This is a genomic window from Haloarcula sp. MBLA0138, assembly GCF_055632455.1.
Map to the genome: position 1 here is coordinate 1,853,721 of NZ_CM145746.1, position 26,155 is coordinate 1,879,875.

A 26,155-nucleotide genomic window follows, 5' to 3' on the forward strand; every position below is an offset into this window, starting at 1 on the left:
CGCCCTGTTGGCAGCCGTGACCACACCATCCGACACGCCGACCGAGCGCCTGCGAACGCTGACCGACCGCCTGCTGGTCAGGGACGCCGACGCCCACGCCGAGGCCGTCGGCGAACTCGCCGCCGTCGGCGACGAGCGCGTCGTCCCGCACCTGCTCGAAGTGCTGATCGTCGACGCCATCGCAAACGACTGGGCGGAGTTCGGCTTCCCGGCCGTCCTCAGGGAGCGCGACCCGCCGCGGTACTTGGACCTGCCCGACGTGCGCTGGCCCGGCGTCCGCGACGCGCTGGCGACCCTCGCCGACCCCGACTTCGACTCCGCTCACGCGTGGGTCGAGTGGGAGTCGTGGTACTCCCAGCAGGACATCGAACCGCTGGCCGGCTTCGACGAGTGGAAGCTTCGGCTGTACCGCTCCTATCTCCCGCCGGTCGGCGCGTTGCTCGACTGTGAGCCCCGCGACTTCGACCTACAGGACATCCGTTGGGGCAACTGCGACCGCTCCTTCCTCGCGGCGCTGAACGCCCCCGATTTCGTCTCCGGCGACGCCGTCGCCGCCGCTGGCAGCGGCGGCGCGTCCGAGCGCTACCTCGACGCCGACGACACCGTCTTCGGCTTCGAGATAGACGGACAAGCCTACGCCGTCCCGCGGTGGGTGCTGTTCCCCCACGAACTGCTGAACGCCGAGCTATCGGGGGTGCCCGTGAGCCTCACCTACTGCACGCTCTGTAACGCCCCCATCCTCTACGACCGGCGGGTCGGCGACGAGGTGTTGACCTTCGGCAGCTCCGGGATGTTGCGCTCGGGCAACAAGGTGATGTACGACGAGGAGACCGAGACGCTGTGGGACCAACACAGCGGCACGCCGATGGGCGGGCCGTACCTCGACAGCGACCCCGACCTGTTCTTGGACCAGTTCGCCGTCACGCAGACCACGTGGGTCGACTGGAGCGCCGAGTACCCCGACACGCTCGCGCTCGACATCGACACCGGCTACGACTACGACTACGGCTACTACAACGGCAACGTCGGCTTCTTCGAGCACTACTGGAACAAGGAGGCGGTGGTCCAGCCCGGCGTCCGGAAAACCCAAGACCGCCTGCCGGAGAAGGCCTCGGTCTACGGCGTCACGGGCAGCGACCCCGACGAGGTGTGGGTCGTCCCGGCCGACGACCTCGATGCCGACGCCGTCCTGACCGGGACCGTCGACGGGCGAGAGGTAGTCGCACTCCGGGACGCGACCGACGACATCGCCGTCTACGCGGCCCCGCCGACACCCGCCGAGCGGACCGACACCGGTCTCCGGGACGACGACGGGACCGAGTGGACCGTCGAGCGCGACGCGCTCCGCGCCGACGGCGCGAGCCGGGACCGCATCCCCGGCCGCCACGGCCTTTGGTTCGCCTTCCGGACGCACTACGAGACCGCACACGTGCTGTCGGCGACCGACTCGGAGCGCTGAACCGGCAGCGAACCTGACCACCTATTCCGATATATGGGGATATATACCGAGAATATGGCCACAGACTTGGATATATACATCCAAACCCGGCCGCAGGTCGAACACTATCCGCGCCCGTCACCGGAGCGCGACGCGACGTGGCCGAACTGTCGGGGAAGTATTATCCGTCCGCCGAGCGACCGTCCGACACGCCGATGGACCGGACGGTCGAGATATCGGGCCGCGCTATCGTCTACCTCTTCTACGCGTCCTCACTGGCTATCGTGCCGGTGTTGGCCTACTTCGTGGTGTGGCCCGTCGATAGTCTCACCAGCGTGTTGGTCGCCGTCGCGCTGGCGGCGCTGGTGCTCGTGGCGATGCTGGACCTGTGGTTCTGGCGGAGCGGCGCGCTGAGCGACCGCCTCGACGCCGCCGCGGCGCGGACCCTCCCGTACGACATCGCGGACGACCCGCTCGCGTACCCCGGACAGGCCGCCAAACGCGGGTGGCGGACGGCGGTCCGTCGCCTGCCCGGCGGGGACGACGAGGACGAGTGACCCTTTCGCGTCTCTCCCCGTGACGGGTCATCGAACCGGCCTCGCACCGACGGGTCGGATGACCCGACTCGCGCAGTGTCCGTGCACGGATACGCCCGAAACGAACGTATATATCGCACCGGCAGATGCAAAACCTCGATACGGGGGCGTTTCGGGTACGTTCAAGCGCTTTCTGCGGCGAGCCGGGACGCCACCGCCTCGCGTATCCGCTCGTGGAAGCGGTCGCTGGCGAACCGGTCGGCGGACAGGCGCGGCCGGGCGTCGGACCTGACGGCGGCGACCAGTCGGTCGGCGGCCCCCGAAGGCGAGTCGAACAGCCGGTCCTCGGCCCCGTCGACGACGTCGCGCTGGCCGCCCGAATCGTGGGCGAACGCGACCATCCCGGCGGCGACGTACTCCGCGAGCGCCATCCCGAAGTGCTCGCCGGGCTTGGGGTTGAGGCCGTAGCGGTGGCTCCCCAGTAGCGTCTCCAAGCGCGCCCGCGAGACCGCCCGCTCCAGCGTGACGTGGCCCCGCTCGTCGACGGCCGTCTCGACCCGGCGGACGTACGAGCGGTAGGCGTCGGCGGTCGAGCCGACGAGGTGGAGGTGGAGGTCGACGCCCCGCGCTCGGGCGCGGTCGACCGCGCGGACGGCGTCGAGCGTGTGGTTGTCCGGCGCGACGCGGCCGACGGTGACGACGCCCCGCTCGCGCTGTGCCCACGGCCGCCCGGGAATCGGGTCGACCGGCGGGTGGACGACCGCGGGCCGGCGTCCGTACCGGGCGGCGACGTGGTCGGCGGTGTACCCCGAGTTCGCCAGCAGCGTCGCGTCGGCCGGGAGCCGCCGGTCACCGAGCCCCGCGAGCCGCGTCCACAGCCGGTTGGCAGCCACACGGGGCCCGCTCTCGCCGTCGCCGTTGCCCTCGCCCGGACCGCCGACGGCGGCGTTGAACTGCGGGAAGTGAACGTACTGCACTGACGGCACCGGGAGGCGGAACTCGTTGGCGGTACTGACTGCGCAGTCGAACCCGGCCGCGTGCCGGCGGAACCACCGGACGAGGGCGGCGCTCCGGAGAGCGAGTTGTGGGCCGAACGCGTCGTCGACCCGGGCCAGCGCGGGGGCGAGGATGCCGGTCCCCGGCGGCGTCCGGACTGGCACGTCGGCCGCGGTGCCGAATAGCCCGTTGAGCGTCGACAGCGCTGTCTCCGAGAGGGTGAACAGCGTCACGTCGTGAGCGGTCTGGAGCGCCTCGCAGACGTGCGCACAGACCGCGTCAGCGCCGCCGCGCAGGTCGAGCGTGTTGTGTAACACCGCCACGCGAGCCATGAGCCCCACTCCGGCGGAGCGGACTAAAACCCATCTCTATCGGGTCCGCCCTTTTGCCCGCGGCCGCCCAAACAGTCGCATGGACTGCGTAGTGGTCGGGGCAGGTGCCGTCTCGGGGCGCTATCTCGACGCCCTCAGCGCCGCCGACGCGCTCTCCGTGACCGCCGTCTGCGACACCGACGCCGAGCGGGCGCGCCGGGCGGCCGACCGGTACGACGCCGCGGCCCACGTCGACGTGGCGGCCGCGCTCGACGCCGAGGACGCGCCGCTGGTGGTCAACCTCACCGGCCACGCGGCACACGCCGCCGTCACCCGGCGCGCGCTGCTGGCCGACCGACACGTCTACACGGAGAAACCGCTCGCGCTCGACCCCGCGACGGCCCGCGAACTGGTCACCGTCGCCGACCGCCGGGAACTGGGGCTTGGCTGTGCGCCGACGAACCCGCACGGCCCCGGGCAGCGCCGTGCCGCCCGCCTGCTCGCCGACGGCCGACTCGGCCCCGTTCGCCTCGCCTACGCCCACGCCCACGTCGGCCGGGTCACGGAGTGGCACGACGACCCCGGCTCCGTCCTCGCGGTCGGGCCGCTGTGGGACGGCGGCGTCTACCCCCTGACCCTGCTGGTCGCGTGGTTCGGACCGGTCGAGCGGGTCGTCCTCGCCGACGGCGCGGGGCCGTGGCCCGACCGCGAGGCGCGGGCCCCGGACGCCCACTCGCACGTCGACGCCGTCCTCGTCCACCGCGACGGCCCCCGCATCCGGCTGACCGCCAGCCTCTACGTGCCCCACCGGAGCCGGGAGTTCTACGGGGTGGAACTCCACGGCGACGACGGCTCGCTGTACCTCGACGACGCCGGAGCACAGGCCGACACGACCGATAGGGTGCAGTTCGGACGCGCCGGCCGCGAGTACACGCCGGTCCCACCGACTCGACCCGCTCGGACGGCCAGCTACGCCGACGGTCCCGTATCGCTCGCCCGTTCGGTCGAGCGGGACCGGCCAGCGCTCGGGACGGCCCGCCGCGGCGCTCACGTCGTCGCGGTCTGTGCGGCCGTCGAGGCGGCCGCGGCCGACGGCGGTCCGGTGTCGGTGCCCGACTGCGGCGCACGGGCGGCGCGGCCGGCAGTGCCCGTCGCTCGGCCGCCGGCGGACCCGCCGACGCGACCGGCGAGCCTCGCGCTCCCGCGGGTCGGGTTCGCCTCGGCGACCAGCGGTGCCGACACCTGCGAGCGGGCGCTGGATGCCGGCTGTCGGCTCCTCCTCGCGGACCCGGAGACGGCCGGAGCCGTCGACGACGCGCTGTCCGCGCCCGGCGCGCCGGCCCGCGAGTCGGTCCACGTCGGCGGCGTGGTCCCGGCCGGGTCGTCCGTCGCTGAGGCGGTCGGTAGGCTAGGGTCGCGGCTGGGCGTGGCCGCGCTCGATTCCGTCCTCGTCGCGGGACCGACGCCCGACCGGCTCGGAGCCGCGCGGGCCGCCAGTGAGCGGGGTGACCTGCGGGCGGTCGGAGCGGTCGCCGACCCCAGTATCGCTGCCGAGTTCGACGCCCCGCCGGCGCTCGTCGCGTCCGGGTCGCCGCCGGCCGACGGGGTGCTATCGGTGCTGCACGACGCGGGCACCCGCGTGCTGTGTCGAGTGGCCGACCCGTCGGTGCTCGTCGACGACGCGGCGCGGGCGGTCGCGGCCGACCGGGCGGTCTCGCCGGCGCGTCTCGCGGTCGCGCGCGAGGCGTCTCGGGGGGTTGTTCCGGTCGTCGCCGACGGCACCACCACGGCGCTGGCCGGTGCCGGGACGCCGCTCTCGGCCGCGGAGCGCCGGCGGCTGGCGGGGGCGCGGCGATGAGCCACGACGCCACCGGACTGGGCGGCCGCCGCGCGCTCGAAGTCGGGAGCGTCGCCGCGGCCGGCGTCGCGGCCCTCGCGGCCGGGCACTGGCTGCTCACCGCCGTCGCCGCCGGTCCGGCGCTGCGCTGGACCGGCCCGACCGCGGCCGTCCTCGCGTATCTCGTGGGCTACCTGTGGCTGTCCCGGGACGCGGTCCGCGACGCCGACGGCGTCCGCCTGCCGACGTTGGGCGTCGCCAACGCCGTGACCCTTGGCCGGGGTGCGCTCGTCGCCGGCGTCGCAGGCTTCGCGCTCCTCGACGTCGACGGGGCGCTGGCGTGGCTCCCGGCGCTGGGCTACGGGACCGTGGTTGTCCTCGACGCCGCCGACGGAGCCCTCGCCCGGTCGTGGGGGACCGAGACGGAACTTGGCGCGCGCCTCGACATGGCGGTCGACACGACCGGGTTTCTGGTCGCGCCGCTCGTGGCCGTCGCGTGGGGGTGGCTCCCGGTGTACTACCTCTCGCTGTCGCTGGCCCGCTACGCCTACCGCGGCGGGTGCTGGCTCCACCGCCGGCGCGGCGGGACCGTCGGGGACCTCCCGCCGAGCCGACTCCGCCGGCCGCTGGCCGCCCTGCAGATGGCGTTTCTCACCGTCGCGCTTGCCCCCGCAGCGCCGACGCCGCTGGTCCGCGCTGCCGCCCCGGCCGTGTTGCTCCCCTCGCTTGCGGTGTTCGCTCGGGACTTCGTCGCCGTGACTGGTCCGAAGAGTAATGGTAGTCTGGTCAAATAGCGCCATGTGACTGGGGCACCCGATTCCGTCGTCCAACTCTCGCTCGTCCAACTCGACGACTACGGCCCGTGGACCGTGACGCCGGAGCCGCGGCCGGAACCGTCCTTACAGAGCCTGCAGGCCCGCCTCTACGCGGACCTCGCTGACTTCGTCGGCAGCCGGGACGGCTACGTCTTCCCCGGACGGTACGACAACATGGTCGCGGTGACGAACCGCATCGACCCCGAGGAACACCGCCGCTTCCAGCGCCTCGTCGGGAACCGCTATCCGGTGACCGCGAGCGTCGGTGTCGGGACCGGCGCGACGCCGGCCGCGGCGCTGGGCGGCGCGAGCGAGGCGCTACAGGAGACCGGGAGCGCGCAGGACGCCGAGCGGGTCGAGCGACTGGCGACCGCCCGCGAGCGGTCGCCGTCGGGTCCGCTCGCCGTTGCGCACTTCGACGTGGTCGACGCGACGGGCCGGTACACCGACCGCGAGCACGCCTTCGACGCCGAGCGAACCATCCGCCGGGCCGCCGTCGAACTGGCCGACCGGATGCGCGAACACGGCGGCGTCACCGCCTTCGTCGGCGGCGACAACGCCATCTCGGTCTGCCCGCCGCTCGGGGCCGCGGTCTACGACGACGTTCTGGCGGGCGTCCGGGAGGCGACCGGGGTCGAGATGCGCGTCGGCGTCGGCACCGGCGAGACGGCCCAGTCGGCGGGTATCGACGCCAAACACGCGCTCGAACGGGGTCGTTCGACCGGCGAGTGGGTGACCGAGTCGGAACGTGCCAGCGCCGATGACTGACCGCCACCGCGCGCTCTACTTCGAGCGGCCGGAGTCGGTGACCGTCCGCGAGGCGCAGCGACCGGCCCCGGACCCCGACGAGGTGCTCGTCGAGACCGCCGTCTCGGGGGTGAGCCCCGGGACCGAACTGCTCGTCTATCGCGGCGAGGTTCCCGAGGAGATGGCCGTCGACGAGACCATCGACACGCTCGACGGTCGCTTCGACTACCCGGTGCAGTACGGCTACGCCGCGGTCGGCCGGGTGACGGAGGTGGGGGACAACGTCGACGCGGCGTGGCGCGACCGCCTCGTGTTCGGGTTCAATCCCCACGAGAGCCACTTCTGTCTGCCGCCCGAGCGGCTCCAGCCGGTTCCCGACGACATCGACCCCGCGACCGCGACGCTGTTTCCCACCGCCGAGACGGCCGTCAACTTCGTGCTGGACGCCGCCCCGCGGGTCGGCGAGCGCGTCGTCGTCTTCGGGGCCGGCCCCGTCGGGCTGGCGACGACGGCGGTCCTCTCGGGGTTCCCGCTGGCCGACCTCGTCGTCGTCGACCCGGTCGCGAGCCGTCGCGAGGTCGCCGCCGAACTGGGCGCGACGGCGACCTGTCCGCCCGCCGACGTGGACGCGGTCTGTGACTGGAGCGGCCCCTCGGGCGCGGACCTCGCCGTCGAGGTGTCGGGCAATCCCGCGGCGCTGGACGACGCCATCGACGCCGTCGGCTACGACGCCCGCGTCGTCGTCGGGTCGTGGTACGGGACCAAACCGGCCGAACTCGACCTTGGCGGGCACTTCCACCGGGGGCGGGTCGACCTCGTCTCCAGTCAGGTCAGCACCATCTCGCCGACGCTGCGGGGCCGCTGGGACAAGTCCCGGCGGATGGACCGGGCGGTACAGGCCGTCCGGGACCACGAACTCGACCGCCTCGTCACCCACCGAGTCCCCTTCGGCGAGGCGGCGACGGCCTACGACCGGGTCGCCGCGGACGATGACGCGCTGGCGGTCGTGTTCACCTACGAGCAGGGGGATTAAGCGGCCACCGCCCCAGTCACCGGTATGTACGAACTGTCCGTCTCCCGGGAGTTCGTCGCCCAGCACTTCCTGACCGTGCCCGACCCCGGCCCGGAGGGAGAGGTCCACAGTCACCGCTACGAGGCCGACGTTCGCTTCGCCGGCCCGGCGCTGAACGAGTACGGCTACCTCGTCGACATCGACGCCGTGGAGACGACGCTGGACGACCTGACCGAGCGGTACCGCGACGAACTGCTCAACGACCTGCCTGCCTTCGACGGCAACCCCAGCGTCGAGCTGTTCGCGCGGGTCTTCGCGGACCGCGTGGCCGACCGACTCGACCCGGCGACGCCGGAGCGCCTGACCGTCCGGATGTGGGAGGACGACGCCGCGTGGGCGAGCTACGAGCGGGCCCTGTGAGCATGGACCACGACGACGTGCGGTACCTCGACGCCAAGCGCACCGTCGACGACCGGGCGCTGAACCGCCGGGTCCGGGACGCGCTGCTCGACCGCCTCCCGCCGTCACCGACGATAACGGAGTTCGCCCCCGGCACCGGGACGACGGTCCCCCGACTGCTCGCGTGGGGCGTCACCGACGGGCGCTATCGGGGGGTCGAGCGCGAGCGCCACCTCGTCGACCACGCCCGGGAGCGCCGCGCCGACGAACTCGACGACGCGGGCTACGCCGTCGAGCGGACCGCCGACGGCCTCCGGGTCGCCGACCTCGACGTGGCGTTTACGACCGGCGACGCGCTGGCAGTCGAGGCGGACGGGGCGGACCTCGTCGTCGGACAGGCCTTCGCCGACCTCGTCCCGCTTGCGGACCTCCGCGACGCTCTCGACCGGGCGACCGGTCCCGACGGGCTCGCCTACCTCCCGATTACCTTCGACGGCACGACGCTGTTCCAGCCCGACCACCCCGCCGACGACCGCGTCGAGCGGGCCTACCACGACGCCATCGCCGCGCATCCGGGGCGGGACCCGCGGGCGGGTCGGCACCTGCTCTCGCGGCTGGCCGGCGACGCCCTCGTCGCCGTCGGCGCGTCGGACTGGGTGGTCCGGCCCGCCGGCGACGGCTACCCAGCCGACGAGCGCTACTTCCTCGACTGCATCCTCGGTTACGTGGCCGACGCGCTCGCGGACGCCGCCGTCGAGGGGGCCGACGACTGGCTGGCGACCAGACGCGACCAATTGGCCGCCGGGGAACTGACATACGTGGCCCACCAGTACGACCTGCTCTTTCGTCCGTAGCGGTCCGCCGCCGAGGTGTCGACGCTCGACGGGGCGTAACGGTGTTACCCGCGAGCGCTCTAGCGAGCGTGTGCTGTTCCCGACCCATCTGGCCGCCGCCGCGGTCCTCGGCCGGTACGTGCGGCTGTCGCCGCTGTGGCTCGTCGCCGGGGCCGCGCTCCCGGACCTCGTCGACAAGCCCCTCGCCTCGGCCGGCGTCGTCGACCTGTTTCACTCGGTCGGCCACAGCGGGCTGCTGGCGGTCGTACTGCTCCCGCTGGCGCTGTCCGGGCGGGCGGGACTGGCGGTCGCCGTCGGGTGGGCCTCGCATCTGTTCCTCGACGCTCTTCACGTCGTCCTCAACGGCCGGCCCGGCGACGCGCTGTTTCTCGGCTGGCCACTCGTCGCCCCGCCGGCCCCGCTCCGACTCCCGCCGGTCGAGTTCCTCTTTTACTACCTCTGGACGCCCGCATTCTTCCTCGAAGTCGCGTTCTGGGCAGCCGTACTGGTTGCGGCCACACGACGGCTCCGGGCCGCGGCTTCCGAGCGGCGAGGGTCCGCCGAGCGGGACTGACCGGCCGCCGAGTCGACGGAACCCTTTTGCGGACCCGCGCCGTCGGCCGGCGTATGCCCGTCGTCCACGACCCCGACGGCGACCGTCGGGTCCTCGCCGCCGAGGTCGACCGCGCGGAGTCAGCGCTCGAACAGAGCCGCGGGCTGATGTTCCGAGCGTCGATACCCGACGACTACGCGCTCGTGTTCCCCTTCGACGGCGTCGGCCGCCGGTTCATCCACATGCTGTTCGTCCGCTTCCCCACCGACGTGCTCTGGCTGGTCGACGGCGAGGTGCGGGACGTGGCGACGATGCACCCGTGGCGGTCGTTCGGTTGGGCCGTGGCGGACACGGTACTCGAACTCCCCGCCGGCGCGGCCGACGGGGTCGAACCGGGCGATACGGTCGCTATCGAGGCGTAAGCGGCGGCGACGACGACCGGGGGCGTTCCGCCAGACTTTAGATAGTGAAGGTTAGAGTAGAGGGTACCATGTCGGAACACCCGACGGAGGATAGAGGAAGTCGCCGCGAGGCGGCTGGGCGCGAAATTCGCCGCGCAGCCTGATGGACGTGACCCTTCTGTGACAACGACACTGTTCGGGGACCACCCAGCGACGCGTCCCCTCGACGAGGTAGCCGGCGTACAGTTTCTCGACACGACGCTCCGAGACGGCGAGCAGGCCCCCGGCGTCTCGCTGACGCCCGACGACAAGGCCGACATCGCCCGCAAGCTCGACGCGGCGGCCATCGACGTCGTCGAGGCCGGCAGCGCCTGCACCGGCCCGGGCGAGCGCGAGACCATCTCGCGGGTGGCCGGTCTCGACTTGGACGCGACGGTCACCAGCTTCTGTCGCGGCATCCGCAACGACATCGACCTCGCGCTGGAGTGTGACGTCGACGGCGTGAACCTCGTCGTGCCGGCCAGCGACAAGCACGTCGAGCAGAAGGTCGGCACCTCCCGGGAGGAGAACGTCGCCTCGACGGTCGACCTCGTCGAGTACGCCACCGACCACGGCCTCTGGGTCGAGGTCATCGGCGAGGACGGCTCCCGGGCCGACCTCGACTACCTCGAAGAACTGCTCGGGGCCGCCGTCGACGCCGGCGCGGACCGCGTCTGCTGGGCCGACACCGTCGGCCACGCGACCCCCGACCGGGCACTTGAGTGCGTCTCCCGGCTCTCGGAACTGGGGCCGGTCAGCGCCCACACCCACGACGACCTCGGGTTGGCCGTGACCAACGCCTTGGTCTCGGTCGCGGCCGGCGCGGACCTCGTCCACGGCACCATCAACGGCATCGGCGAGCGGGCCGGCAACGTCGCCTTGGAGGAGGTCGCCATCGCGCTGGACCACGGCTACGGCGTCGAGACGATGGCCCTGACCGAGGCCTACGACCTCGCGGAACTCATCGCCAACCGGACGGGCATCCCGCTGGCCCCGAACAAGGCCGTCGTCGGGCAGAACGCCTTCACCCACGAGTCGGGCATCCACACCGACGGCACCCTGAAAGACGACGCGATGTACGAGCCTTACCCCCCGGAGAAGGTGGGCCGCGAGCGCCGCCTCGCGCTGGGGAAACACGCCGGCCGCGCGGGCGTGAAGGCCGCCCTCGACGAGCGCGGCGTGGACGTGACCGACGACCAGCTCGGCGACATCGTCGCCCGCGTCAAGGAACTCGGCGACCGCGGCAAGCGCGTCACCGACGCCGACCTCCTGACCATCGCCGACGAGGTGACCGGACAGGAACAGGACCGCCGCGTCGAACTGCTCGGACTCACGGCGGTTTCGGGCTCGGACACGCCCACGGCCAGCGTCCGCCTCTCGGTCGACGGCGAGGAGCGCAAGGAGGCCGCGACCGGTTCCGGCCCCGTCGACGCCGCGATGAACGCCGCCGAGACCGCGCTGTCACACGCCGCCGACGCCACGCTGGAGGACTACCACGTCGACGCCATCACCGGCGGCACCGAGGCCGTCGTCACCGTCGAAATCGAGATGTCCCGCGGCGACGACCACGTCGCCATCGCCGCCAGCGACTCGGACATCACCCGGGCCTCCGTGCGCGCGATGGTCGACGCCATGGACCGGCTGATGGCCGACGACGGCGAGACGCTGGTCGCGGACGACTAAACACGACCGGTCCACGAGCCACGCGGCGACTCGCCACGCCTGTCCGGCAGTTGGAAGCTTTATAACGCTCGACGCGGCATATCTCTCAGACTTGTATCTCTCGCATGAGTGAAATTATCGCGGACTGTGAGACCGACCTCGTCGACCCGGAACTGACCTTCGACGGCCGGGCCGCCGACCCCTACCCCGCAATCAGCGACTCGGCACAGGTGCGGTTCGTCGACTCCCTCACCGAGGCCTTCGGCGACAGGCTGACCCGTCTACATCTCGGTCGCATCTGGGACTGGAAGCGGTCGAGCTACGGGAACTACGCCCGCTCCCACGCGCTTGCGATGCAGAGCGAACACGGGGTCGACTGCGCCGTGCGAAACGGCGATCTGTTCGGCATGGCCCCGTCAGACGAGGACGAGGCCTTCGTCGAGCGGCTGTACGACGCGACGCAGACCTTCCTCGAACGCGAGTTCGGCGACGAGATTCGCCTCTATCGCGGGCTCCGCCACTCGACGGGCGAGTTCGTTCGGGAAGTGCTGGCGAACCCCGGGGACCGCTATCTCGACCTGCAACTCAACTGCGTCAACAACTTCACGACCAACCCCGTCGTTGCCCGGGAGTACGGACTGTCGGTCTTCGAGACGGTCGTCGACCGGTCGGACGTACTCCTCGCACCGGACTTCGTGCTGAAGTTCGTCGAGGGCGGGAGTATCGGGTTCAAAGACGCCGAGGTACAGGTCAGCGGCGACATCTCGGACATCGTAGACAGACGCGACGTCGTCCTCCCCACCAGCGACGAACCGGTCTACCGCCCGCTTCTCGACCCGGACCGCTTCGGCCGCGTGGAACACGACGAGGTCGCGACGCTCCTCGCGACTGCCGCCGAGTCCGGGCTCACGATAACTGACACGGACGCCCAGTCGTCCGTCTGGGAGTGGTTCGACAGGTACCGAGACATCGTCGGCGTCTCGGAGGTGGCCGCCCTCGGGGACCTCGACTCGCAGTTACGGGACCTGTGCCCCGACGCGTGAGGCGCACGAAGAATTTATACTGAGTGGGAGACAACTGATAGGTACAGCGATGGGGCTCGACCTGACCGATCTGTCCGACCGCGACTGGCTCGCACGGGGTCGCGAAGCGGGCGGTATCGAGTCCCGGTTCACCGAGCGATACGCCGACACTGACTCGGCGTTAGAGACCCGCGACCGCCTGCTGAGTGCGGTCGCCAAGGAACTTCTCGACCGGGAATCGGGCCGACGGCGGGACGAGGCCCGAACGGCCGCGGCGTCGATTCTCGACGCCCTCTCGACCGCCGCCGTCCGCGACGCGGCCACGAACGCGTGGGAGCGCGTCGACAGGCGGCACCAAGACGGCGACGAGTTCATGCCGCAGTTTTACGCCAAGTGGGCGTCGAACGTCGTCGACCGCTACGTCGATGCACGCGACGGACGCGGGTCGTCGCCGACGTACGAGACCCACTGAAGCGGCCGCTAGGCCTCCTCGACCACGCTGACGACCTCGTTTAGTCCATCGACCTCGTACTCCGGCCGCTCGTCCAGCGTCGCGTCGGCCCGGTGATGCCGGCGGACGAACGCCGCGTCGACGCCGGCGCGGTGGGCGGCTACCACGTCGGATTCGCTGTCGCCGACGTACAGCGCGTCCGTGACCCCGAGGTCGTCGAGCGCGCGCTCGACGTAGTACGGCCGGGGCTTCTTCCGGCGGAGGCTCTCGACGGTCGGCGGGCGACCCCGGACCGTCTCGAAGCGGTCGGCCAGCCCGAAACGGTCGAAGGCGAAGTCGACCGTGGCCTGTTGGTTCGAGGAGACGACGCCCAACGGGCAGTCCAGCGCGTCGATAGCGGCCACGTCGGCGTAGGGGCTCTTCTCGCCGGCCCGTATCTCGGCCCGCTGGACGGCCGATATTTCGCCGTCGCGCAACGGCCAGAACGCCGCCGGGTCGACGCCGTAACGGTCACAGACCGCCTCCAGTTCGGGGACGGTGACACCGATGCTCATCGTCTCGACGTGGTCGGGGTCCGGGGCCGCGACGCCGGCGGCCGCGAACGCTCGGCGTGCACCGGCGCGGTGGGCGGCCATGCTCGTCAGGGTCAGCAACACGCCGTCGTTGTCGAAGACGACCGCTTCGTAGCCCATCGACAGCCACTCCGGGCCGGAGCGTCGAGAAGTTTTCTCTACCGTGGCGACCGGCCGTCCCTTCCGAGAACGGAGCCCGCTCAGCCGACGCTGCCGGTCTGTGGTGTCCCCGTCGCCGCGCCGTTGGGGGTGACATCGAGCACGTCGTCGCCGTCGTTGAGGACGGCGTCCTCGACGGCGACGGTTCGGCCCGCGTCGACCGTCGCCACCAGTTCGTTGTTCGGCCCGGGATTGGTCGTCCCGGAGTCCAGCGTCGCGCTGCGCACGTCGATGTCACCCGACGCCGCCGCCAGCGTGACCCGTGCCCCGCGCTTGTCGGTCCTGACAGTCGCGCCGTCGAGCGCCACGCCGCCGCCGGTCGAGCGAATCTCGATGGGGCCGCTGCCGGTTACGGTCGCGCCCGACGCCGAGACGCCGGCCCCGTCGATGCCGACGCGGGCCGCGTCCTTCGTCGAGGTGACGGTCGTCCCGTCGAGCGTGACCGGGCCGGAGCTGTCGATGTCGACCTCGCCGTTGGCGGCGATCGTCGCTCCCGTCGCCTCGATGGCCGCGCCGCGGAGCGTGACCGCGGCTTGGTCGCGCCGGCTGTCGACGACGCCGTTCTCGATGCGGAGCGTGCCGCCGTTGGCGTCGAGGGTCGCCCCGGCGGCCGCGCCGCTGTTGGTCACGGTCACCTCGCCGGCGAGGTAGATGCCGTCGGCCGATATCGTCGTCCCGTCCGCTGCCGATACCGACACGCTGTCGGGGATGACCAACCGCTCGCTGGTCGTGTAGCCGTCGGCCAAGTCGCTCGCCGCGACCGTCGTCTCGCCGTCGTCGTAGACGCCGTCGCCGTCCGCGTCACGGAACGCCTGTCCCGGGTCGGTCGGTCCCGACGGGGCCGGCGTCGACCCGCCCGCCCGCTGCCCGTACTCCGGCCCGGTCCACTCGTCGAGGACTGCCGACCGACCGTCGGCCGCCCAGACGACGCGGAGGCGCTCGTCCCCGTCGGCGTTCGACAGCCGCATCGAACTGCCGGCGCTGACGGTTCCGGAGCCGGGCCACGGACCGAACGAGACGGTCCCGTCGGGGTCCTCGCCCGTCACCGAGAGCGCCGCGGCGTCCACGGTGTCCCCGTAGGCGTGCGTAATCGTCAGCCCGTCGTCGGCGAGCGAGAACTCGAAATCCGCGGTCGGTGTGCTACCCAGGCCGTCGCTCACGCCGAGCGCGAGGACGGACACGACCGACCCCAACACGACGACGATGGCGACCAGCAACACCGTCGAGACAACGGGGCTGACGCCGCGGGACCCGGACGAGGCTGGGGTTGTCACCAGCTACACCGAACGTGCGTGACCAGTATAAGCCCTCTGTGGGACCGACCGCCACACGGCGTCGTCCGGGGGCGATTCGGGAGGACCTCAGAGACCCAGTTCGCCCGGGCCGTCGTCCGGCCCCTCGTCCTCGTCGGCCGCCTCGAACTCTTCGGGCGGGCGACCCGCCGCGTCCAGTACCTCGTCGGAGACGACGATGGGGCAGTCGACCCGCAGGGCGAGTGCGATACCGTCGGAGGGGCGGGCGTCGAACACCATGTCCTTGCGCCGGTCGTCGGTGTACTGCTCGGTGTCTACCTTCGCGTAGAACGTGCTGTCCGCGAGGTCGTCGATGCGGACGCGGTCGATGGCACCGCCAAACTCCGCGACCATCTCGACGAGCAGGTCGTGGGTCAGCGGGCGCTCGAAGGGTTCGCCCTCGATGGCGAGTTGCATCGACTGGGCTTGGTCGGAACTGACGAAGATGGGGAGAATCTCCTCGCGGGCTTCGAGGAGGACCACCGGCGTCCCGGTTCCCTCCTCGCTCACCCCGACGCCGACGCCCTCGACCGAGGCCTCGTGGTCCATACCCGGAGTTCGGCGCGCGGGTATGAAAAGCTACCCCGCGGCCCGCGCAACAGTGTGTCACCTCCGCATCGGTCCGTGCCCGACGCGTAACGGCGACGCTCGCGGCCGCCAGCGCGGCCGGCCGACGGTCACACGCATCGAACGCGACGTTTTTGCCCGTGGCTCCCGCAGTACCCGTATGGACGACACCGCTGGGTCCGGGCTGGCGGAGGAGACAGCCGACGAGCGGACGACGGCGGACCTCTTGGCCGACGGCGACGAGTCGAGCATCGTCGACACCGACGCGATGGACCGCTGGCAGGCGGCCAAGTACGTCTCGCCGTTTCTCTTCATCGGGCTGTTCGACCTCGTCTTGTTGCTCGGCTGGGGGCTCGACCCGCTCTGGGGGTTCATGATTCTCCCGCCCATCCTCTTCGTCACCGTGTTGGGCTGGATAGCGTTCCGGACCGGGTTCGCGAGCGACCGGACCGGGGAGCCACAGAACTAGGGTGGTCGAGAACTAGGCGTCGAAGAGGTCGTCGACCGCCGCGCGCGCGGCCAGCGCCGCGTCGTCGGCCACCCGGGCCTCGTCGAGTCGGCTCTCGGGCGCGTTGACGTACACGTCGACCTCCAGCACGCCGTCCTCGAACGTGACGGTCACGTCGACGTCCTCGACATCGCTCACGTCGAACCGCGAGAAGACGACGTTCTCGGCCGCGTCGGCGGCCGTCTCGACTACCTCGTCGTCGGTCGGCATCTCACGCGCCGCCGGCACCGGGACCGCCGGCCGGGCCGCCCGCACCGCCGCCGCCGAGCATCTGCTGAAGCTCGCTCTGGAGGCTCTCGAACTGCTCTTGGACGCGCTCCTCCTGTTTCTCCAGCGTCTCGACGCGGACTTCGAGGCTGCTGACCTTCTCTTCGAGGTCGTCCTCGGCCTCGTCGAACTCGGTCTTTACGAGGAGTTCGCCGACCTCGCGGTACATCGTCGTGTCCTCGTCGACCTCGTCCAGTTCGTCCAGCGCTGTCTGGGACTCCTGCAGCTCGGTCTCGGCCTGCTGTTTCTGGGCGGCGACCTGCTGTGCGGTCTCCTGAAGGTCCTGTAGCTCCTCGAGCTTCTCCTGTGCTTCCGGCGGAAGGTTACCCTGCATACTCCGACGGTTGGTGCCCGGCGTGTTAAACCCACGCTTTCAGTCTCCCGCCGACCGCGAGAGTTGTGTCCGAGCGGCGGGGCGAGAGCGGCTCGCTACTCCCCGATTTCGCCGACGGCGCGTTCGCGCAACTCGCCGGTCAGGTGCGTTCCGTGTTGGTCGATGCGCCGGACGATGCGTTTCGCCTGCGCCGTGCTGAGGTACTTGTCCTCGATGGCGGCCCGGACTACGACGCCGAAACTGCTCGTGACCTCCGCGCCCAGTCCCTGCGCGACCCGGCGGACGGTACGGTCCTCGGAGACGATGGCGACCGCCGAGCGGTCCGAGCGGTCGCGGTGGGCCAACACGCCCGAGAGGACGGCGGTCGCGGGGCCGAGGTCCCGGTCGCCCAACAGGGACTGCGCCTGCTCGCCCCGGTCGTCGGCGACGGGGGTGACGCCGCCGCTCTCGACGAACTCCCCGAGGTTCGTCGCCGCCGGTTCCACGTCGACGGCGTCGGCCACGGTCTCGGGGACGACAACCTCGCCGTCGAAGGCGTCAAGCAGCGGAAGCTCCCCGACCTGCCCGAGGCTGTACAGCGAGGTGGGGCCGAGGTAGACCCGCGTCATAGCTCCGCGGCCGTGTCGGCATCGAGTTCGAGGTCCGACAGCTCCAACTGCGTCGTGAGGTTGCGCTCGCGGGCCACGTCGAGCCACTCCGAGACCGAGAGGTCCGCGATTTCGGCTGCCTCGACCGTCGATACCTCGCCGGACTGGTACTGCTCGACGGCGACGCGGATGCGCAGTGTCTCCAGTCCCTCCCGGAGAGCCTTCCGGATAGTCGTCGAGCGGTCCTCCGAGAGCAGGTCCGCCACGTCGTCCAGTTCCGCCTTCTCCTCGCTCGGGAGTCGCGCACTTATCGTCGGCATGTATACGCAGTCGTTCTGCGTAAACACATCAAAGTACGGGTCGTGGCAGCCGATGTCGGCCGAGCGACAGGACGGCCGGGACTGCCAACAGTTATCCCGCACGGTCCCCCACGTGGCGGCAATGAGCGACGGAGCCTCGGCGTTCGTCCCCGGCCACGTCACCGGCTTTTTCACCGTCGACCGGGCCGAGGACCCCATCGAGACCGGCTCTCGCGGCGGTGGTATCGCCGTCTCCGACGGCGTCTCCGTGACGGTCCGGCCGGCCGCGGAGCGCTCGGTCGAGTTGAACGGCGACCCCGTCGAGATGGCGGCCGTCGAGACGGTGCTCGACACGCTCCGGGCGACCGTCGCAGTGGCAGCCGAGACGCCGCTACCGCTGGGTGCGGGCTTCGGCGTCTCCGGGGCGACGGCGCTGGGGACGGCGCTGGCGACCAACGCCGCGCTCTCGCGGGGGCTCTCGTACAACGAACTCGTGACCGTCGCCCACGGCGCGGAGGTGCAGGCCGGTACCGGCCTCGGCGACGTGGTCGGGCAGGCTCGCGGCGGGGTCCCGCTCCGACTGGAGCCGGGCGGTCCCGAGTTCAACTACGTCGACGAGGTTCCGGAGCGCGCCCGCGTGGAGTACCACACGCTCGGCGAGCTATCGACGGCCGCGGTCATCGGCGACGACACCGCGGCGCTGACCGCCGCCGGCGAGCGCGCCCTCTCGCTGGTCGTCGATGAGCCGACGCTGTCGACGGTCACCCGCGCCGCCCGCCAGTTCTCCCGGGAGGCCGACCTCCTGACGCCGCCGGTGCGCTCGGTCGTCGAGGACGTGACCGCGGCCGGGGGCGACGCGGCGATGGCGATGCTCGGCGAGACGGTCTTCGCCGTCGGGACCGGGCTGACCGACGCGGGCTACGACGCCAGCGTCTGCGAAGTGTACCCCCCCGGTGCGACCGTCGAGAGTGGCCCCTGACCGACGGCTTTTCCGCCCCCGGTCCCCGAGAGCGTCTCATGAGCGACGACGTCAACGTTCCCGAGAGCCACCCGCGCTACGACTCTCTGCTGACGCGCCACCGCATCGAGGCCGGCGTCGAGAAGGGCATCACGTCCCGACAGGGACTCATCGCGCAGGGCCGGGGCGAGGCCTACGACTACCTACTGGGCGAGCGCACCACCGACAGCGCCGACCGGGCCGAGCGTGCGGCCGCCGCCCACCTCCTGCGGGCCGACCACGCCGTCGTCTCGGTCAACGGCAACGCCGCCGCCCTCGTCCCCGACGAACTGGTCGCCCTCGCCGCGGCGACCGGCGCGGCCCTCGAAGTGAACCTCTTCAACCGCACCGAGGAGCGGATGCGCGCCATCGCCGACCACCTCCGCGACCACGGGGCCGAGGACGTGCTGGGACTCGACGCCGACGGGTGCATCCCCGGACTGGACCACGAGCGCGCGAAGGTCGACGCCGACGGCATCGAACGCGCGGACGTGGTACTGGTCCCGCTGGAGGACGGCGACCGCGCCGAGGCGCTGGGCGAGATGGGCAAGACCGAACTCGTCGTCGACCTGAACCCCCTCTCGCGGTCGGCGCAGGTCGCTGAGGTACCCATCGTCGACAACATCGTCCGGGCGGTTCCGAACGTGACCGCTCACGCCCACGACCTGTCGGGCGACACGGCGGCCCAGCGCGACGCGGTCGAGGCCTTCGACGCCGACGCGGCGCTCGACGCCGCCGAGCGGGCCATCCGCAGCGGCGACCTCGACTGAGCGCAACCCTTCTGTCCCGCCGGCCCCTGTCTCGGCCATGACCGACGCGGACGACGGGCACCGCGACGCCGCTATCGCGGCGCTGGCGGCCCGACGGTACGACGACGCCGGCGACGAGTACACCCGGGCGGCGTGGACCCGCCTCGCAGCGCCCCGCGCCGGGCGGTCGCCCTTCGAACCCGACCCGAAGGGATGGGTCGGCGAGGCGCTCGAACAACTGATCGTCGCCGCCGTCGCCTACCGCGTCGCCGACCGCGCGGACCGGGCCACACGGCGCGCCGTCGAGGGCGTCGCCGTCGCCGAGGACCTCACGAACGCGCTCGGCCGGCCGGGGCAGGCGGCGTGTCTGCGCGAGTTCGTCGCCGACCTCCGGACCGCCGGCGGCCTCGACGGGGCCGCGGACGCCTACGAGTCGGCCGCCGACGCCTATAGGTCCGCCGGCCCGGATATCGAGCGACCGCAGGCGCTGGCGACGACGCCGCTGTTCGAGGCCGCCACCGCGCCGATACAGCAGGTCGCCCGCGGGTCGGCAGACGGCGAGATAGCCGTCGCGTGGGCGGACCTCCACGGCCCGGACCCCGAGGACGCCGGGGCCTTCCTCGCCCGTCGCGCGACGTTCAAACGTCAGCGGTTCGCCGGCCTCGTCGAGCGGGCCGTCGCCGACGGGCACCTCGCCGCACCCCGCGGGACGACCGAGTACGACAACGCCACCTACCGCTGTCCCGACTGCGACGCCACCGACGTGAACTGGGCCGGCGGCGACGTGCTGTGTCTGCGGTGTTCGACGCCGGTCGTCGAGCAGTGACCGGCCGCTGATTCCGCTGGGAACTCCGGTCGCGCTTTGGCCGGACACGCCCCACCCGTCGGAAGCGACCGCTACGGTCGCCGGAACGCGGGCCCGCCTGTCGCGGACCACAACACCTATCTACCACTGCTAGATATTACTTAGTTGTATGAGCGACTTCGACAAGTTCAGCGACGTCGGCGAGGCGGAGGTCACACGGGCTATCGGACAGGAGTGGACCGAGGAGTTCATGGACTTCTCGGACTCGGACGTCATCATCGTCGGCGGCGGCCCCTCGGGGCTGATGGCCGCCAAGGAACTCTCGGAACGGGGCGTCCAGACGATGGTCGTCGAGAAGAACAACTACCTCGGCGGCGGGTTCTGGCTCGGCGGCTTCCTGATGAACAAGGTCACCGTCCGCGACCCGGCCCAGAACGTGCTGGAGGAACTGGACGTGGACTACAAGCGCTCGCAGGACAGCGAGGGCCTCTACATCGCCAACGGGCCGGAGGCCTGCTCGGGTCTCATCAAGGCCGCCTGTGACGCGGGCGCGAAGATGCAGAACATGACCGAGTTCACGGACATCGTCATCCGCGAGGACCACCGCGTCGGTGGTATCGTGATGAACTGGACGCCGGTCCACGCGCTGCCCCGCGAAATCACCTGCGTCGACCCCATCGCGGTCGAGGCCGACCTCGTCATCGACGCGACCGGTCACGACGCGATGGCGGTCAAGAAACTCGACGAGCGCGGCGTCCTGAACGCGCCGGGCATCGAGGACGCCAAGGACAACAGCGGCATGGACCAGACCGGCGACGACACCTACGGCGCGCCCGGCCACGACTCGCCCGGCCACGACTCGATGTGGGTCGGCGAGAGCGAGGACGCCGTCGTCGAACACACCGGTCTCGCCCACGACGGCCTCGTCGTCACCGGCATGGCGACGGCGACGACCTACGGCCTCCCGCGGATGGGGCCGACGTTCGGTGCCATGCTGGTCTCGGGCAAGCGCGCCGCGCAGGTCGCGCTCGACGAACTGGAGGTCGACGCCGACCCCGTCGACCTGACCTCCCGGGACGCCGCGACGCCCGCGGACGACTGAGACGACTCGTCGTACCCCCTTCCGGCAGTCCCGGTCGGGCCGTCGGTGTGCGAGACCGTTCCCCGACAGCCCGGACGACGGGTCGCCCATCCCGTCGACACGCCGCCCACCCCGTCGACGGGTCGTCCATCCGCTGACGCCCGTCGGTCGATTTGGTCGTCTGTCCACTTTAGCTCGGAATATATCTGTGTATTAGGACTAATATCTCGCTAGTAACAACGATTATGTATGACTGTTGCGAATATGCGAGTGATTGACAATCAATGTCTGGCGACACGCGACAGGCGACCGACGACCGCGTGGCGGTCCCCGAGCGCTCGGTCGTCCTCTGGACTCGACGCCCGGTGTGTGGTCCTCGAACGACGGTCATCGACCGGCTGAGTACCCTCCGAGCCAGCGGCGACCTCGACGAGTTCTCGGTCGAGACGTGGCCCGAGAAGGTCACTGTCTCCGGCCGCGACGGCCCGAACGACCTGTTGGAGACAGTCGAGACGTTCGAGCAGTGGGCCGGCGACAACGGGCTGAGCGTCCGACCCCCCTTCGAGACGCGGACGGCGTCGCTGCTGGTCGGCGGGAGCGAGGAGGTGCTGAAGACGCCGATGCTCGCCGTCGCGGTGTACGGCGGCGACGACCTCGTCGGTTTCTACCCCTGTACCGACGGCGAGCGGACGTGGACGGTGGAGGACCTCCTCGACGCGCTCGGCGACGACGCCGACCGGCTGCCCCACGAGTCGGACTGAGCGCGGGCGGAGCGACACCGGCCGCGTTCACAACGAATATCATGCGGGCATACCACTGACTGGTATGGTCGACGAGGTCACGCTCTACCGCGCGCCGACGACGGCCGCCGACGCCGACGCGCTGGCCGACTGGCTCCGCGAGCGCGTCGGCGCCGCGGTTCGGGTCCGGGACCGATTCCTCTCGTCGTCCGCCGACGACGACCTCCCCGAGGCGATGGCGGCCGCCCGCGTGTTAGACCCCACCGAGCGCGAGACGGGCAACACGATGCTCGGTATCGTCCGCTACGAGGAGCGAGCGATAGAACACCCCGAGCGGGCCGGCGGCGTCGTCTACGACGGGCAGGCGGTCCAGCGGACCCTCCACGAGCGACTCCCCGACGACCGGCGGTCGCTCGACCACCTCCACGTCCCCCTGCTGGACCGCGTGGTCGGGACGTGGGGCGACCACGACGGCCGCTGGCACAAGCGCGTGAACGTCCTCGGCCAGCCCGCGCTGGTCTCCGTGCCCGGGCTGTACGAAGCGCCCGCCAAGCCCGAGCAGTACTACAAGGAACAGCAGAAACACGCGCTGCTGTCGGGCGACGCGCCGCCCCGCGAGGTCCTCGAAAGGCAGGTCGAGGGCGACTTTCTGGTCGCCGACGACTCACGGACGACCGAGGCGCTTTCTGGCTACGTCCTGCAGGCGTACCACTACGTCGAGACGGGCGAGGCCTTCTGCGACGACGAGCGCTGTCGGCTCGCCAATCCGCACCGCCAGCCCGGCGTCGTGGCGGCGCAACTGCGCGACCCCGAGTTCTGCCCCGCCCACGCCGAGCGGTACCGCCCCGACTAGACCCGCCCCGACACCAGCCCGAGGTAGCCGCCCGCGAACGTCTCGTAGCGGCGGTCGACCGTCCGCACCGCGAGCCGTTCGCGGGCCAACCGCACCCGCCGCTCGAAGGCCGCCGCGTGGGACCGCCGCGAGAGCCGTGCCCCGGGCGCAGAGAGTCGGACGAACGCCTCGAACGCGAGGTTCAGCGGGGCCGCGACGGCGCGGTCGCTGCGCTGGAAGTTCAACAGCGCGACCCGCCCGCCGGGGGCGACGGCGTCACACCACGCGTCGACGGCCGCCGCAGGGTCGTCGAAGACGCCCGCGACGAACGTCGCCAGCACGGCGTCGGCACCGCGGACCGGCGGCCGACTCGCGTCCCCGCGGACGTAGTGGACGCCCGGGCCGACGCGCTCGGGGCGCTCGCGCGCCCGGTCGAGCATCCCGCGGGTCAGGTCGACGCCGACGACGGTCCCCGACAGCCCGACGCGCGCCCGGAGGAGCGGGACGTTCGCGCCGGTGCCACACCCCATCTCGACCACCGTCGCGCCCGGAGCGAGGTCGAGCGCGTCGGTCGCCCGGGCGCGCCACGACCGGACGCCGGGCAGCGACGCCAGCCGGTCGTAGACGGTCGCCCAGCGGTCGTAGAACGCGGCCGTCCCGCTCACAGCAAGTCGCGGACCCGCTCGGCCACCGTGGCGGCGTCCGGCCCGAGCAGGTAGACGACCGGCTCGATGCCCATCCCGCCGGTCTGGTAGAGCGCGTCCGCCTCCGAGGTATCGGCGAGCGCCGCCTCGACAGCCGGTTCGAGATCCGCTTCGGCGTCGAACTCGACGGCCGCCAGCCCCGCGGCCTCGACGGCCGACAGCACCTCCTCGCCGTAGCGGACGTTCAGCGCCGCCCGCGCGTCGCTGCCGGCCGCCCGCGACGCCAGCAGCAGCGACGCCACGTGCTCGCTGACGCCGAACTCCGGTTCGGCGGGGATGGTCGCTCGCCCCTTCACGTCGAGGATGCGCCCGGGGACCGCCGCCACGTCCTCGATGTCCTCGCCGCCGGCCAGACTCTGGACGAGGTTCGACCCGACCGCGGGGATGAGCGTGGCGAATCCGCTCGTGTTCTCCAGAACGCGCAGGCCCCGGCGGACCGACGAGAGGGTCTGCTCGGCGTCCCGCAGCGACGAGTCCGGGTCGTGGATGGCGAACTCCCCCTCGTAGTCGGCCAGTTCCGGCACCGCCTCCTCGTGGAGCTGTGCGAGCACGCCCCCCTGTTCGAGTTCGCGGACGAACACCTCGGCCTCGACGAGGGCCTGCACCGGACTCGTCTCGCCCGACGCCAGCCCGTCGGCCAGCCGCTCGACCAGTTCGGTCATCCCCCGGTGGTCGAGCAGCGCGTCGTTGCGCTCGACGTCCCCGTGGGCGTACTTCGAGACGGCGCTCTGGCTGATGCCCAGCAGGTCCGCCACCTCGGACTGGGTCAGCCCCCGCTCGCGCAGCGCCTCTGCCAGCAGCGACCGGAACGTCGGCAGGAACTCGTCGACGACTATCTCCTCGACGAAGCGCATCTACGCTCCCCCGGTCATTGGTCGCCTCCGAACTCACTCGTCCGGAGCCGAGACACGACCACGAAGCCGCGTGCGTCGGCTCTCATTGGTCGCCTCCGAACTCCACATCGCTTCTCGCCGACAGCCGACCGACACGAGCGTCGGTCATTGGTCGCCTCCGAACTCTCTATCACCCTGTATCTTCGACGCCTGCGGCCCCGTCTGGCCCTGATACTTCGAGCCGCGCTCGGTCCCGTAGGGTCTGTCGGCGGGCGTCTTTAGCTCCGTGAAGGTGAGCTGTGAGATGCGCATGCCCGGCGTGAGCGCGACGGGCGCGGTGCCGAGGTTGGAGAGTTCGAGCGTGATGCGCCCCGAGAACCCCGGGTCGCACAGCCCCGCCGTGGCGTGGACCACGATGGCGAGACGGCCCAGCGACGAGCGTCCCTCGACGTGGGCGATGAGGTCGTCGGGAATCCCGACGCGCTCGTGGGTCGTCCCCAGCACGAAGTCGCCGGGGTGGAGGATGTACTCGCCGTCCTCGTCGACGGTTCGCTCCTCGACGTAGTCGGCCACCTCCTCCTCCGCGTTGGGGTGGATGCAGGGGATGTTGGCGTGCTGGAACTCGAGGAACTCCCGGCCGAGCCGGAGGTCGACGCTGGCGGGCTGAATCTGGATGTCGGGGTCGTCGAGTGGCTCGACGACGAGGTCCCCCTCCTCCAGCCGGCGCAGGATGTCCGCGTCGGAGAGTATCATTACCCGACGTACCGGCGCGGCGTGCCTAAAGCGTCCCGCCTCGCCGCCGGAACCGTTCAATGCGAGATTTTAGCATCCGTCGGGGGTTTTTCCGCCCCCGACCAAGCCGGAAGTGTGCCACCGAGCCGCCCACGCGCCACGCGGCGCACGGCCCGCACCGAACCGACAGCCCACCGCGACCGCGGGAGGGCCGGATGAACGGTCGACGGCGCGCCGTGGTCGCCGCCGTCGCGGTCGGGGCGCTCCTGCTCGTCGGGGCCGCCGTCGCCGTCCCCGCGCTCTCCGGGCAGTCTGACGCGCCCGCCGGGACCGACGCGCCCGCCGGGGCCGACGCGCCTGCCGCGGACGGCACCGCCACCCCCGCCGACACGGTGACCGAGACGGTCCTGCTCCCGCGAAACGACTCGCTGGTGCTCCGGACCACGAGGAACGAGACCGTCCGGGGCGTCACGGACCGCGAGGCCGGGACGACGCTGACGGTCCGACTGCGCAGCACCGACGCGGCCAACCCCTTCCTCGTCCAGCGCGAGGCGACGGTCGGCGCGGACGGTCGATTCGAAGCGGTCGTCGACCTCTCGAGCGTCGGCGGGAACGCGACGGCGACCGTGACGGTCCGCGCCGACGGTGCGGAACTCACGAACCGGACCGTGCGGATACGACACGTCGCCGGCGGCGGCGACGACGCCTCGGCGTCACCCACGCACTTCGTCTTCGACGGCGACCGACTCACTGTCGCCGACGCCCCGAACCAGACCGTCCGGGGCGAGACGGACCGCGAGCCCGGAACCGATGTCGTCCGCGCGCGCAGCAGCGACTCGAGTAACCCGTTCCTCCGTCAGCGGACGGCGACAGTGCGCGACGACGGCACCTTCGCCGTGACGATGGGCTTCGAGAGCGTCGCGTCGGGGACGAACTTCACTGTCGCCGCACGCCGGGACGGCGAGCGGCTGGCCGCGGCCCCGGCCCGCGTGGAGTGACGCAGGCCGCCCCGCTCGCCCCGCGTCGGTCCGGCCTGCGCCCGCAC

The 26,155-nt window shown here is 71.6% G+C and carries 32 protein-coding genes; 21 read left to right on the forward strand and 11 right to left on the reverse strand.

Features of this window, described 5'->3' with window-relative positions:
- Positions 1-16 precede the first annotated feature (16 nt).
- Both ACV7JO_RS09845 and ACV7JO_RS09850 read left to right on the forward strand, forming a co-directional pair.
- Positions 17-1,459, forward strand: a complete 1,443-nt coding sequence (locus tag ACV7JO_RS09845) for a DUF3179 domain-containing (seleno)protein (protein ID WP_470353235.1) — start codon at positions 17-19, stop codon at positions 1,457-1,459.
- A gap of 194 nt (positions 1,460-1,653) precedes the next feature.
- Entirely contained in the window at positions 1,654-1,995 is a 342-nt protein-coding gene (locus ACV7JO_RS09850) for a DUF8000 family membrane protein (RefSeq protein ID WP_470353236.1), read from the forward strand.
- Between the two features lie 161 nt (positions 1,996-2,156).
- Here ACV7JO_RS09850 and ACV7JO_RS09855 read toward each other — a convergent pair whose 3' ends face one another.
- Positions 2,157-3,302 carry a glycosyltransferase family 4 protein gene (locus tag ACV7JO_RS09855; protein ID WP_470353237.1) on the reverse strand — a complete coding sequence of 382 codons (1,146 nt, stop codon included), beginning with the start codon at positions 3,300-3,302 and terminating at the stop codon, positions 2,157-2,159.
- A 79-nt stretch (positions 3,303-3,381) separates the two neighbouring features.
- Between ACV7JO_RS09855 and ACV7JO_RS09860 the strand changes: the two genes are divergently transcribed.
- The 11 genes from ACV7JO_RS09860 (at position 3,382) to ACV7JO_RS09910 (ending at position 13,073) form a co-directional block, all read left to right on the forward strand.
- Positions 3,382-5,139, forward strand: a complete 1,758-nt coding sequence (locus ACV7JO_RS09860; protein WP_470353238.1) for a Gfo/Idh/MocA family protein — start codon at positions 3,382-3,384, stop codon at positions 5,137-5,139.
- Positions 5,136-5,912 (forward strand): CDP-alcohol phosphatidyltransferase family protein, encoded by a 777-nt coding sequence (locus tag ACV7JO_RS09865; protein ID WP_470353239.1) that lies wholly within the window; start codon positions 5,136-5,138, stop codon positions 5,910-5,912. The genes ACV7JO_RS09860 and ACV7JO_RS09865 overlap by 4 nt, the downstream gene beginning before the upstream one ends.
- A gap of 6 nt (positions 5,913-5,918) precedes the next feature.
- Positions 5,919-6,701 carry a GTP cyclohydrolase IIa gene (locus ACV7JO_RS09870; protein WP_470353240.1) on the forward strand — a complete coding sequence of 261 codons (783 nt, stop codon included), beginning with the start codon at positions 5,919-5,921 and terminating at the stop codon, positions 6,699-6,701.
- Positions 6,694-7,713 carry a zinc-dependent alcohol dehydrogenase gene (locus ACV7JO_RS09875; RefSeq protein WP_470353241.1) on the forward strand — a complete coding sequence of 340 codons (1,020 nt, stop codon included), beginning with the start codon at positions 6,694-6,696 and terminating at the stop codon, positions 7,711-7,713. The genes ACV7JO_RS09870 and ACV7JO_RS09875 overlap by 8 nt, the downstream gene beginning before the upstream one ends.
- A gap of 24 nt (positions 7,714-7,737) precedes the next feature.
- Positions 7,738-8,112, forward strand: a complete 375-nt coding sequence (locus tag ACV7JO_RS09880; protein WP_470353242.1) for a 6-pyruvoyl trahydropterin synthase family protein — start codon at positions 7,738-7,740, stop codon at positions 8,110-8,112.
- A 2-nt stretch (positions 8,113-8,114) separates the two neighbouring features.
- The gene (locus ACV7JO_RS09885; RefSeq protein ID WP_470355768.1) at positions 8,115-8,945 is read left to right on the forward strand and encodes an SAM-dependent methyltransferase; all 831 of its coding nucleotides are present in this window, start codon (positions 8,115-8,117) and stop codon (positions 8,943-8,945) included.
- Positions 8,946-9,015: 70 nt separating this feature from the next.
- Complete coding sequence (locus ACV7JO_RS09890) at positions 9,016-9,498, forward strand: metal-dependent hydrolase (RefSeq protein WP_470353243.1); 483 nt, start codon at positions 9,016-9,018, stop codon at positions 9,496-9,498.
- 53 nt (positions 9,499-9,551) lie between these two features.
- Entirely contained in the window at positions 9,552-9,899 is a 348-nt protein-coding gene (locus ACV7JO_RS09895; RefSeq protein ID WP_470353244.1) for a DUF192 domain-containing protein, read from the forward strand.
- A gap of 159 nt (positions 9,900-10,058) precedes the next feature.
- Positions 10,059-11,600, forward strand: a complete 1,542-nt coding sequence (locus tag ACV7JO_RS09900; protein WP_470353245.1) for a (R)-citramalate synthase — start codon at positions 10,059-10,061, stop codon at positions 11,598-11,600.
- Between the two features lie 104 nt (positions 11,601-11,704).
- Positions 11,705-12,622 (forward strand): NAD(+)--dinitrogen-reductase ADP-D-ribosyltransferase, encoded by a 918-nt coding sequence (locus tag ACV7JO_RS09905; protein WP_470353246.1) that lies wholly within the window; start codon positions 11,705-11,707, stop codon positions 12,620-12,622.
- Between the two features lie 49 nt (positions 12,623-12,671).
- The gene (locus ACV7JO_RS09910; protein ID WP_470353247.1) at positions 12,672-13,073 is read left to right on the forward strand and encodes a hypothetical protein; all 402 of its coding nucleotides are present in this window, start codon (positions 12,672-12,674) and stop codon (positions 13,071-13,073) included.
- An 8-nt stretch (positions 13,074-13,081) separates the two neighbouring features.
- On the opposite strand, the gene ACV7JO_RS09915 is transcribed toward ACV7JO_RS09910, so the two are convergent.
- The 3 genes from ACV7JO_RS09915 to ACV7JO_RS09925 form a co-directional block, all read right to left on the reverse strand.
- On the reverse strand, positions 13,082-13,744 hold the full coding sequence (locus tag ACV7JO_RS09915) for an HAD family hydrolase (RefSeq protein WP_470353248.1): 663 nt from the start codon (positions 13,742-13,744) through the stop codon (positions 13,082-13,084).
- A gap of 80 nt (positions 13,745-13,824) precedes the next feature.
- Positions 13,825-15,057: a type IV pilin domain-containing protein gene (locus ACV7JO_RS09920; RefSeq protein WP_470353249.1), complete on the reverse strand. Its 1,233-nt coding sequence runs from the start codon at positions 15,055-15,057 to the stop codon at positions 13,825-13,827.
- Positions 15,058-15,144: 87 nt separating this feature from the next.
- The gene (locus ACV7JO_RS09925; RefSeq protein WP_470353250.1) at positions 15,145-15,624 is read right to left on the reverse strand and encodes a bifunctional nuclease family protein; all 480 of its coding nucleotides are present in this window, start codon (positions 15,622-15,624) and stop codon (positions 15,145-15,147) included.
- 178 nt (positions 15,625-15,802) lie between these two features.
- Between ACV7JO_RS09925 and ACV7JO_RS09930 the strand changes: the two genes are divergently transcribed.
- Positions 15,803-16,111 (forward strand): DUF8142 family protein, encoded by a 309-nt coding sequence (locus ACV7JO_RS09930; RefSeq protein ID WP_470353251.1) that lies wholly within the window; start codon positions 15,803-15,805, stop codon positions 16,109-16,111.
- A gap of 12 nt (positions 16,112-16,123) precedes the next feature.
- Here the strand turns inward: ACV7JO_RS09930 and ACV7JO_RS09935 are convergent, their stop codons facing one another.
- The 4 genes from ACV7JO_RS09935 to ACV7JO_RS09950 all read right to left on the reverse strand — a co-directional run bounded on the left by ACV7JO_RS09935 (position 16,124) and on the right by ACV7JO_RS09950 (position 17,658).
- Positions 16,124-16,360, reverse strand: coding sequence for a DUF3194 domain-containing protein (locus ACV7JO_RS09935; protein WP_470353252.1), 237 nt, complete (start codon positions 16,358-16,360; stop codon positions 16,124-16,126).
- Between the two features lies 1 nt (position 16,361).
- Complete coding sequence (locus ACV7JO_RS09940; RefSeq protein WP_470353253.1) at positions 16,362-16,751, reverse strand: prefoldin subunit beta; 390 nt, start codon at positions 16,749-16,751, stop codon at positions 16,362-16,364.
- Between the two features lie 95 nt (positions 16,752-16,846).
- Positions 16,847-17,359, reverse strand: a complete 513-nt coding sequence (locus ACV7JO_RS09945) for a PIN domain-containing protein (protein WP_470353254.1) — start codon at positions 17,357-17,359, stop codon at positions 16,847-16,849.
- Positions 17,356-17,658: a UPF0175 family protein gene (locus ACV7JO_RS09950; RefSeq protein WP_470353255.1), complete on the reverse strand. Its 303-nt coding sequence runs from the start codon at positions 17,656-17,658 to the stop codon at positions 17,356-17,358. The genes ACV7JO_RS09945 and ACV7JO_RS09950 overlap by 4 nt, the downstream gene beginning before the upstream one ends.
- Before the next feature lie 121 nt (positions 17,659-17,779).
- Here ACV7JO_RS09950 and ACV7JO_RS09955 point away from each other — a divergent pair, with 121 nt between their 5' ends.
- From ACV7JO_RS09955 to ACV7JO_RS09980, 6 genes are all read left to right on the forward strand, one after another.
- Complete coding sequence (locus ACV7JO_RS09955) at positions 17,780-18,616, forward strand: pantoate kinase (protein WP_470353256.1); 837 nt, start codon at positions 17,780-17,782, stop codon at positions 18,614-18,616.
- A gap of 38 nt (positions 18,617-18,654) precedes the next feature.
- Complete coding sequence (locus tag ACV7JO_RS09960) at positions 18,655-19,404, forward strand: 4-phosphopantoate--beta-alanine ligase (RefSeq protein WP_470353257.1); 750 nt, start codon at positions 18,655-18,657, stop codon at positions 19,402-19,404.
- Positions 19,405-19,441: 37 nt separating this feature from the next.
- Positions 19,442-20,209: a hypothetical protein gene (locus ACV7JO_RS09965; RefSeq protein WP_470353258.1), complete on the forward strand. Its 768-nt coding sequence runs from the start codon at positions 19,442-19,444 to the stop codon at positions 20,207-20,209.
- 148 nt (positions 20,210-20,357) lie between these two features.
- On the forward strand, positions 20,358-21,290 hold the full coding sequence (locus tag ACV7JO_RS09970; RefSeq protein WP_470353259.1) for a sulfide-dependent adenosine diphosphate thiazole synthase: 933 nt from the start codon (positions 20,358-20,360) through the stop codon (positions 21,288-21,290).
- A gap of 263 nt (positions 21,291-21,553) precedes the next feature.
- Entirely contained in the window at positions 21,554-22,030 is a 477-nt protein-coding gene (locus ACV7JO_RS09975; RefSeq protein WP_470353260.1) for an HTH domain-containing protein, read from the forward strand.
- A 64-nt stretch (positions 22,031-22,094) separates the two neighbouring features.
- The gene (locus tag ACV7JO_RS09980; protein ID WP_470353261.1) at positions 22,095-22,862 is read left to right on the forward strand and encodes a DUF7001 family protein; all 768 of its coding nucleotides are present in this window, start codon (positions 22,095-22,097) and stop codon (positions 22,860-22,862) included.
- On the opposite strand, the gene ACV7JO_RS09985 is transcribed toward ACV7JO_RS09980, so the two are convergent.
- The 3 genes from ACV7JO_RS09985 to dcd form a co-directional block, all read right to left on the reverse strand.
- Positions 22,859-23,506 carry a class I SAM-dependent methyltransferase gene (locus tag ACV7JO_RS09985; RefSeq protein ID WP_470353262.1) on the reverse strand — a complete coding sequence of 216 codons (648 nt, stop codon included), beginning with the start codon at positions 23,504-23,506 and terminating at the stop codon, positions 22,859-22,861. The two genes, ACV7JO_RS09980 and ACV7JO_RS09985, sit on opposite strands and share 4 nt — an antisense overlap.
- Complete coding sequence (locus ACV7JO_RS09990) at positions 23,503-24,399, reverse strand: thiamine-phosphate synthase family protein (protein WP_470353263.1); 897 nt, start codon at positions 24,397-24,399, stop codon at positions 23,503-23,505. Before ACV7JO_RS09990 ends, ACV7JO_RS09985 begins: the two co-directional genes overlap by 4 nt.
- 144 nt (positions 24,400-24,543) lie before the next feature.
- Positions 24,544-25,131: a dCTP deaminase gene (gene dcd / locus ACV7JO_RS09995; RefSeq protein WP_470353264.1), complete on the reverse strand. Its 588-nt coding sequence runs from the start codon at positions 25,129-25,131 to the stop codon at positions 24,544-24,546.
- A gap of 194 nt (positions 25,132-25,325) precedes the next feature.
- Between dcd and ACV7JO_RS10000 the strand changes: the two genes are divergently transcribed.
- Complete coding sequence (locus ACV7JO_RS10000; RefSeq protein ID WP_470353265.1) at positions 25,326-26,108, forward strand: BGTF surface domain-containing protein; 783 nt, start codon at positions 25,326-25,328, stop codon at positions 26,106-26,108.
- Positions 26,109-26,155: the final 47 nt, after the last annotated feature.

Coding starts and splice junctions, on each gene's coding strand:
- ACV7JO_RS09850 (WP_470353236.1), top strand. CDS start 1,654: ATGGACCGGACGGTCGAGATATCGGGCCGCGCTATCGTCTACCTCTTC.
- ACV7JO_RS09855 (WP_470353237.1), bottom strand. CDS start 3,302: ATGGCTCGCGTGGCGGTGTTACACAACACGCTCGACCTGCGCGGCGGC.
- ACV7JO_RS09860 (WP_470353238.1), top strand. CDS start 3,382: ATGGACTGCGTAGTGGTCGGGGCAGGTGCCGTCTCGGGGCGCTATCTC.
- ACV7JO_RS09865 (WP_470353239.1), top strand. CDS start 5,136: ATGAGCCACGACGCCACCGGACTGGGCGGCCGCCGCGCGCTCGAAGTC.
- ACV7JO_RS09875 (WP_470353241.1), top strand. CDS start 6,694: ATGACTGACCGCCACCGCGCGCTCTACTTCGAGCGGCCGGAGTCGGTG.
- ACV7JO_RS09880 (WP_470353242.1), top strand. CDS start 7,738: ATGTACGAACTGTCCGTCTCCCGGGAGTTCGTCGCCCAGCACTTCCTG.
- ACV7JO_RS09885 (WP_470355768.1), top strand. CDS start 8,115: ATGGACCACGACGACGTGCGGTACCTCGACGCCAAGCGCACCGTCGAC.
- ACV7JO_RS09895 (WP_470353244.1), top strand. CDS start 9,552: ATGCCCGTCGTCCACGACCCCGACGGCGACCGTCGGGTCCTCGCCGCC.
- ACV7JO_RS09905 (WP_470353246.1), top strand. CDS start 11,705: ATGAGTGAAATTATCGCGGACTGTGAGACCGACCTCGTCGACCCGGAA.
- ACV7JO_RS09910 (WP_470353247.1), top strand. CDS start 12,672: ATGGGGCTCGACCTGACCGATCTGTCCGACCGCGACTGGCTCGCACGG.
- ACV7JO_RS09915 (WP_470353248.1), bottom strand. CDS start 13,744: ATGGGCTACGAAGCGGTCGTCTTCGACAACGACGGCGTGTTGCTGACC.
- ACV7JO_RS09925 (WP_470353250.1), bottom strand. CDS start 15,624: ATGGACCACGAGGCCTCGGTCGAGGGCGTCGGCGTCGGGGTGAGCGAG.
- ACV7JO_RS09930 (WP_470353251.1), top strand. CDS start 15,803: ATGGACGACACCGCTGGGTCCGGGCTGGCGGAGGAGACAGCCGACGAG.
- ACV7JO_RS09935 (WP_470353252.1), bottom strand. CDS start 16,360: ATGCCGACCGACGACGAGGTAGTCGAGACGGCCGCCGACGCGGCCGAG.
- ACV7JO_RS09940 (WP_470353253.1), bottom strand. CDS start 16,751: ATGCAGGGTAACCTTCCGCCGGAAGCACAGGAGAAGCTCGAGGAGCTA.
- ACV7JO_RS09945 (WP_470353254.1), bottom strand. CDS start 17,359: ATGACGCGGGTCTACCTCGGCCCCACCTCGCTGTACAGCCTCGGGCAG.
- ACV7JO_RS09950 (WP_470353255.1), bottom strand. CDS start 17,658: ATGCCGACGATAAGTGCGCGACTCCCGAGCGAGGAGAAGGCGGAACTG.
- ACV7JO_RS09955 (WP_470353256.1), top strand. CDS start 17,780: ATGAGCGACGGAGCCTCGGCGTTCGTCCCCGGCCACGTCACCGGCTTT.
- ACV7JO_RS09960 (WP_470353257.1), top strand. CDS start 18,655: ATGAGCGACGACGTCAACGTTCCCGAGAGCCACCCGCGCTACGACTCT.
- ACV7JO_RS09965 (WP_470353258.1), top strand. CDS start 19,442: ATGACCGACGCGGACGACGGGCACCGCGACGCCGCTATCGCGGCGCTG.
- ACV7JO_RS09970 (WP_470353259.1), top strand. CDS start 20,358: ATGAGCGACTTCGACAAGTTCAGCGACGTCGGCGAGGCGGAGGTCACA.
- ACV7JO_RS09975 (WP_470353260.1), top strand. CDS start 21,554: ATGTCTGGCGACACGCGACAGGCGACCGACGACCGCGTGGCGGTCCCC.
- ACV7JO_RS09980 (WP_470353261.1), top strand. CDS start 22,095: ATGGTCGACGAGGTCACGCTCTACCGCGCGCCGACGACGGCCGCCGAC.
- ACV7JO_RS09990 (WP_470353263.1), bottom strand. CDS start 24,399: ATGCGCTTCGTCGAGGAGATAGTCGTCGACGAGTTCCTGCCGACGTTC.
- dcd (WP_470353264.1), bottom strand. CDS start 25,131: ATGATACTCTCCGACGCGGACATCCTGCGCCGGCTGGAGGAGGGGGAC.
- ACV7JO_RS10000 (WP_470353265.1), top strand. CDS start 25,326: ATGAACGGTCGACGGCGCGCCGTGGTCGCCGCCGTCGCGGTCGGGGCG.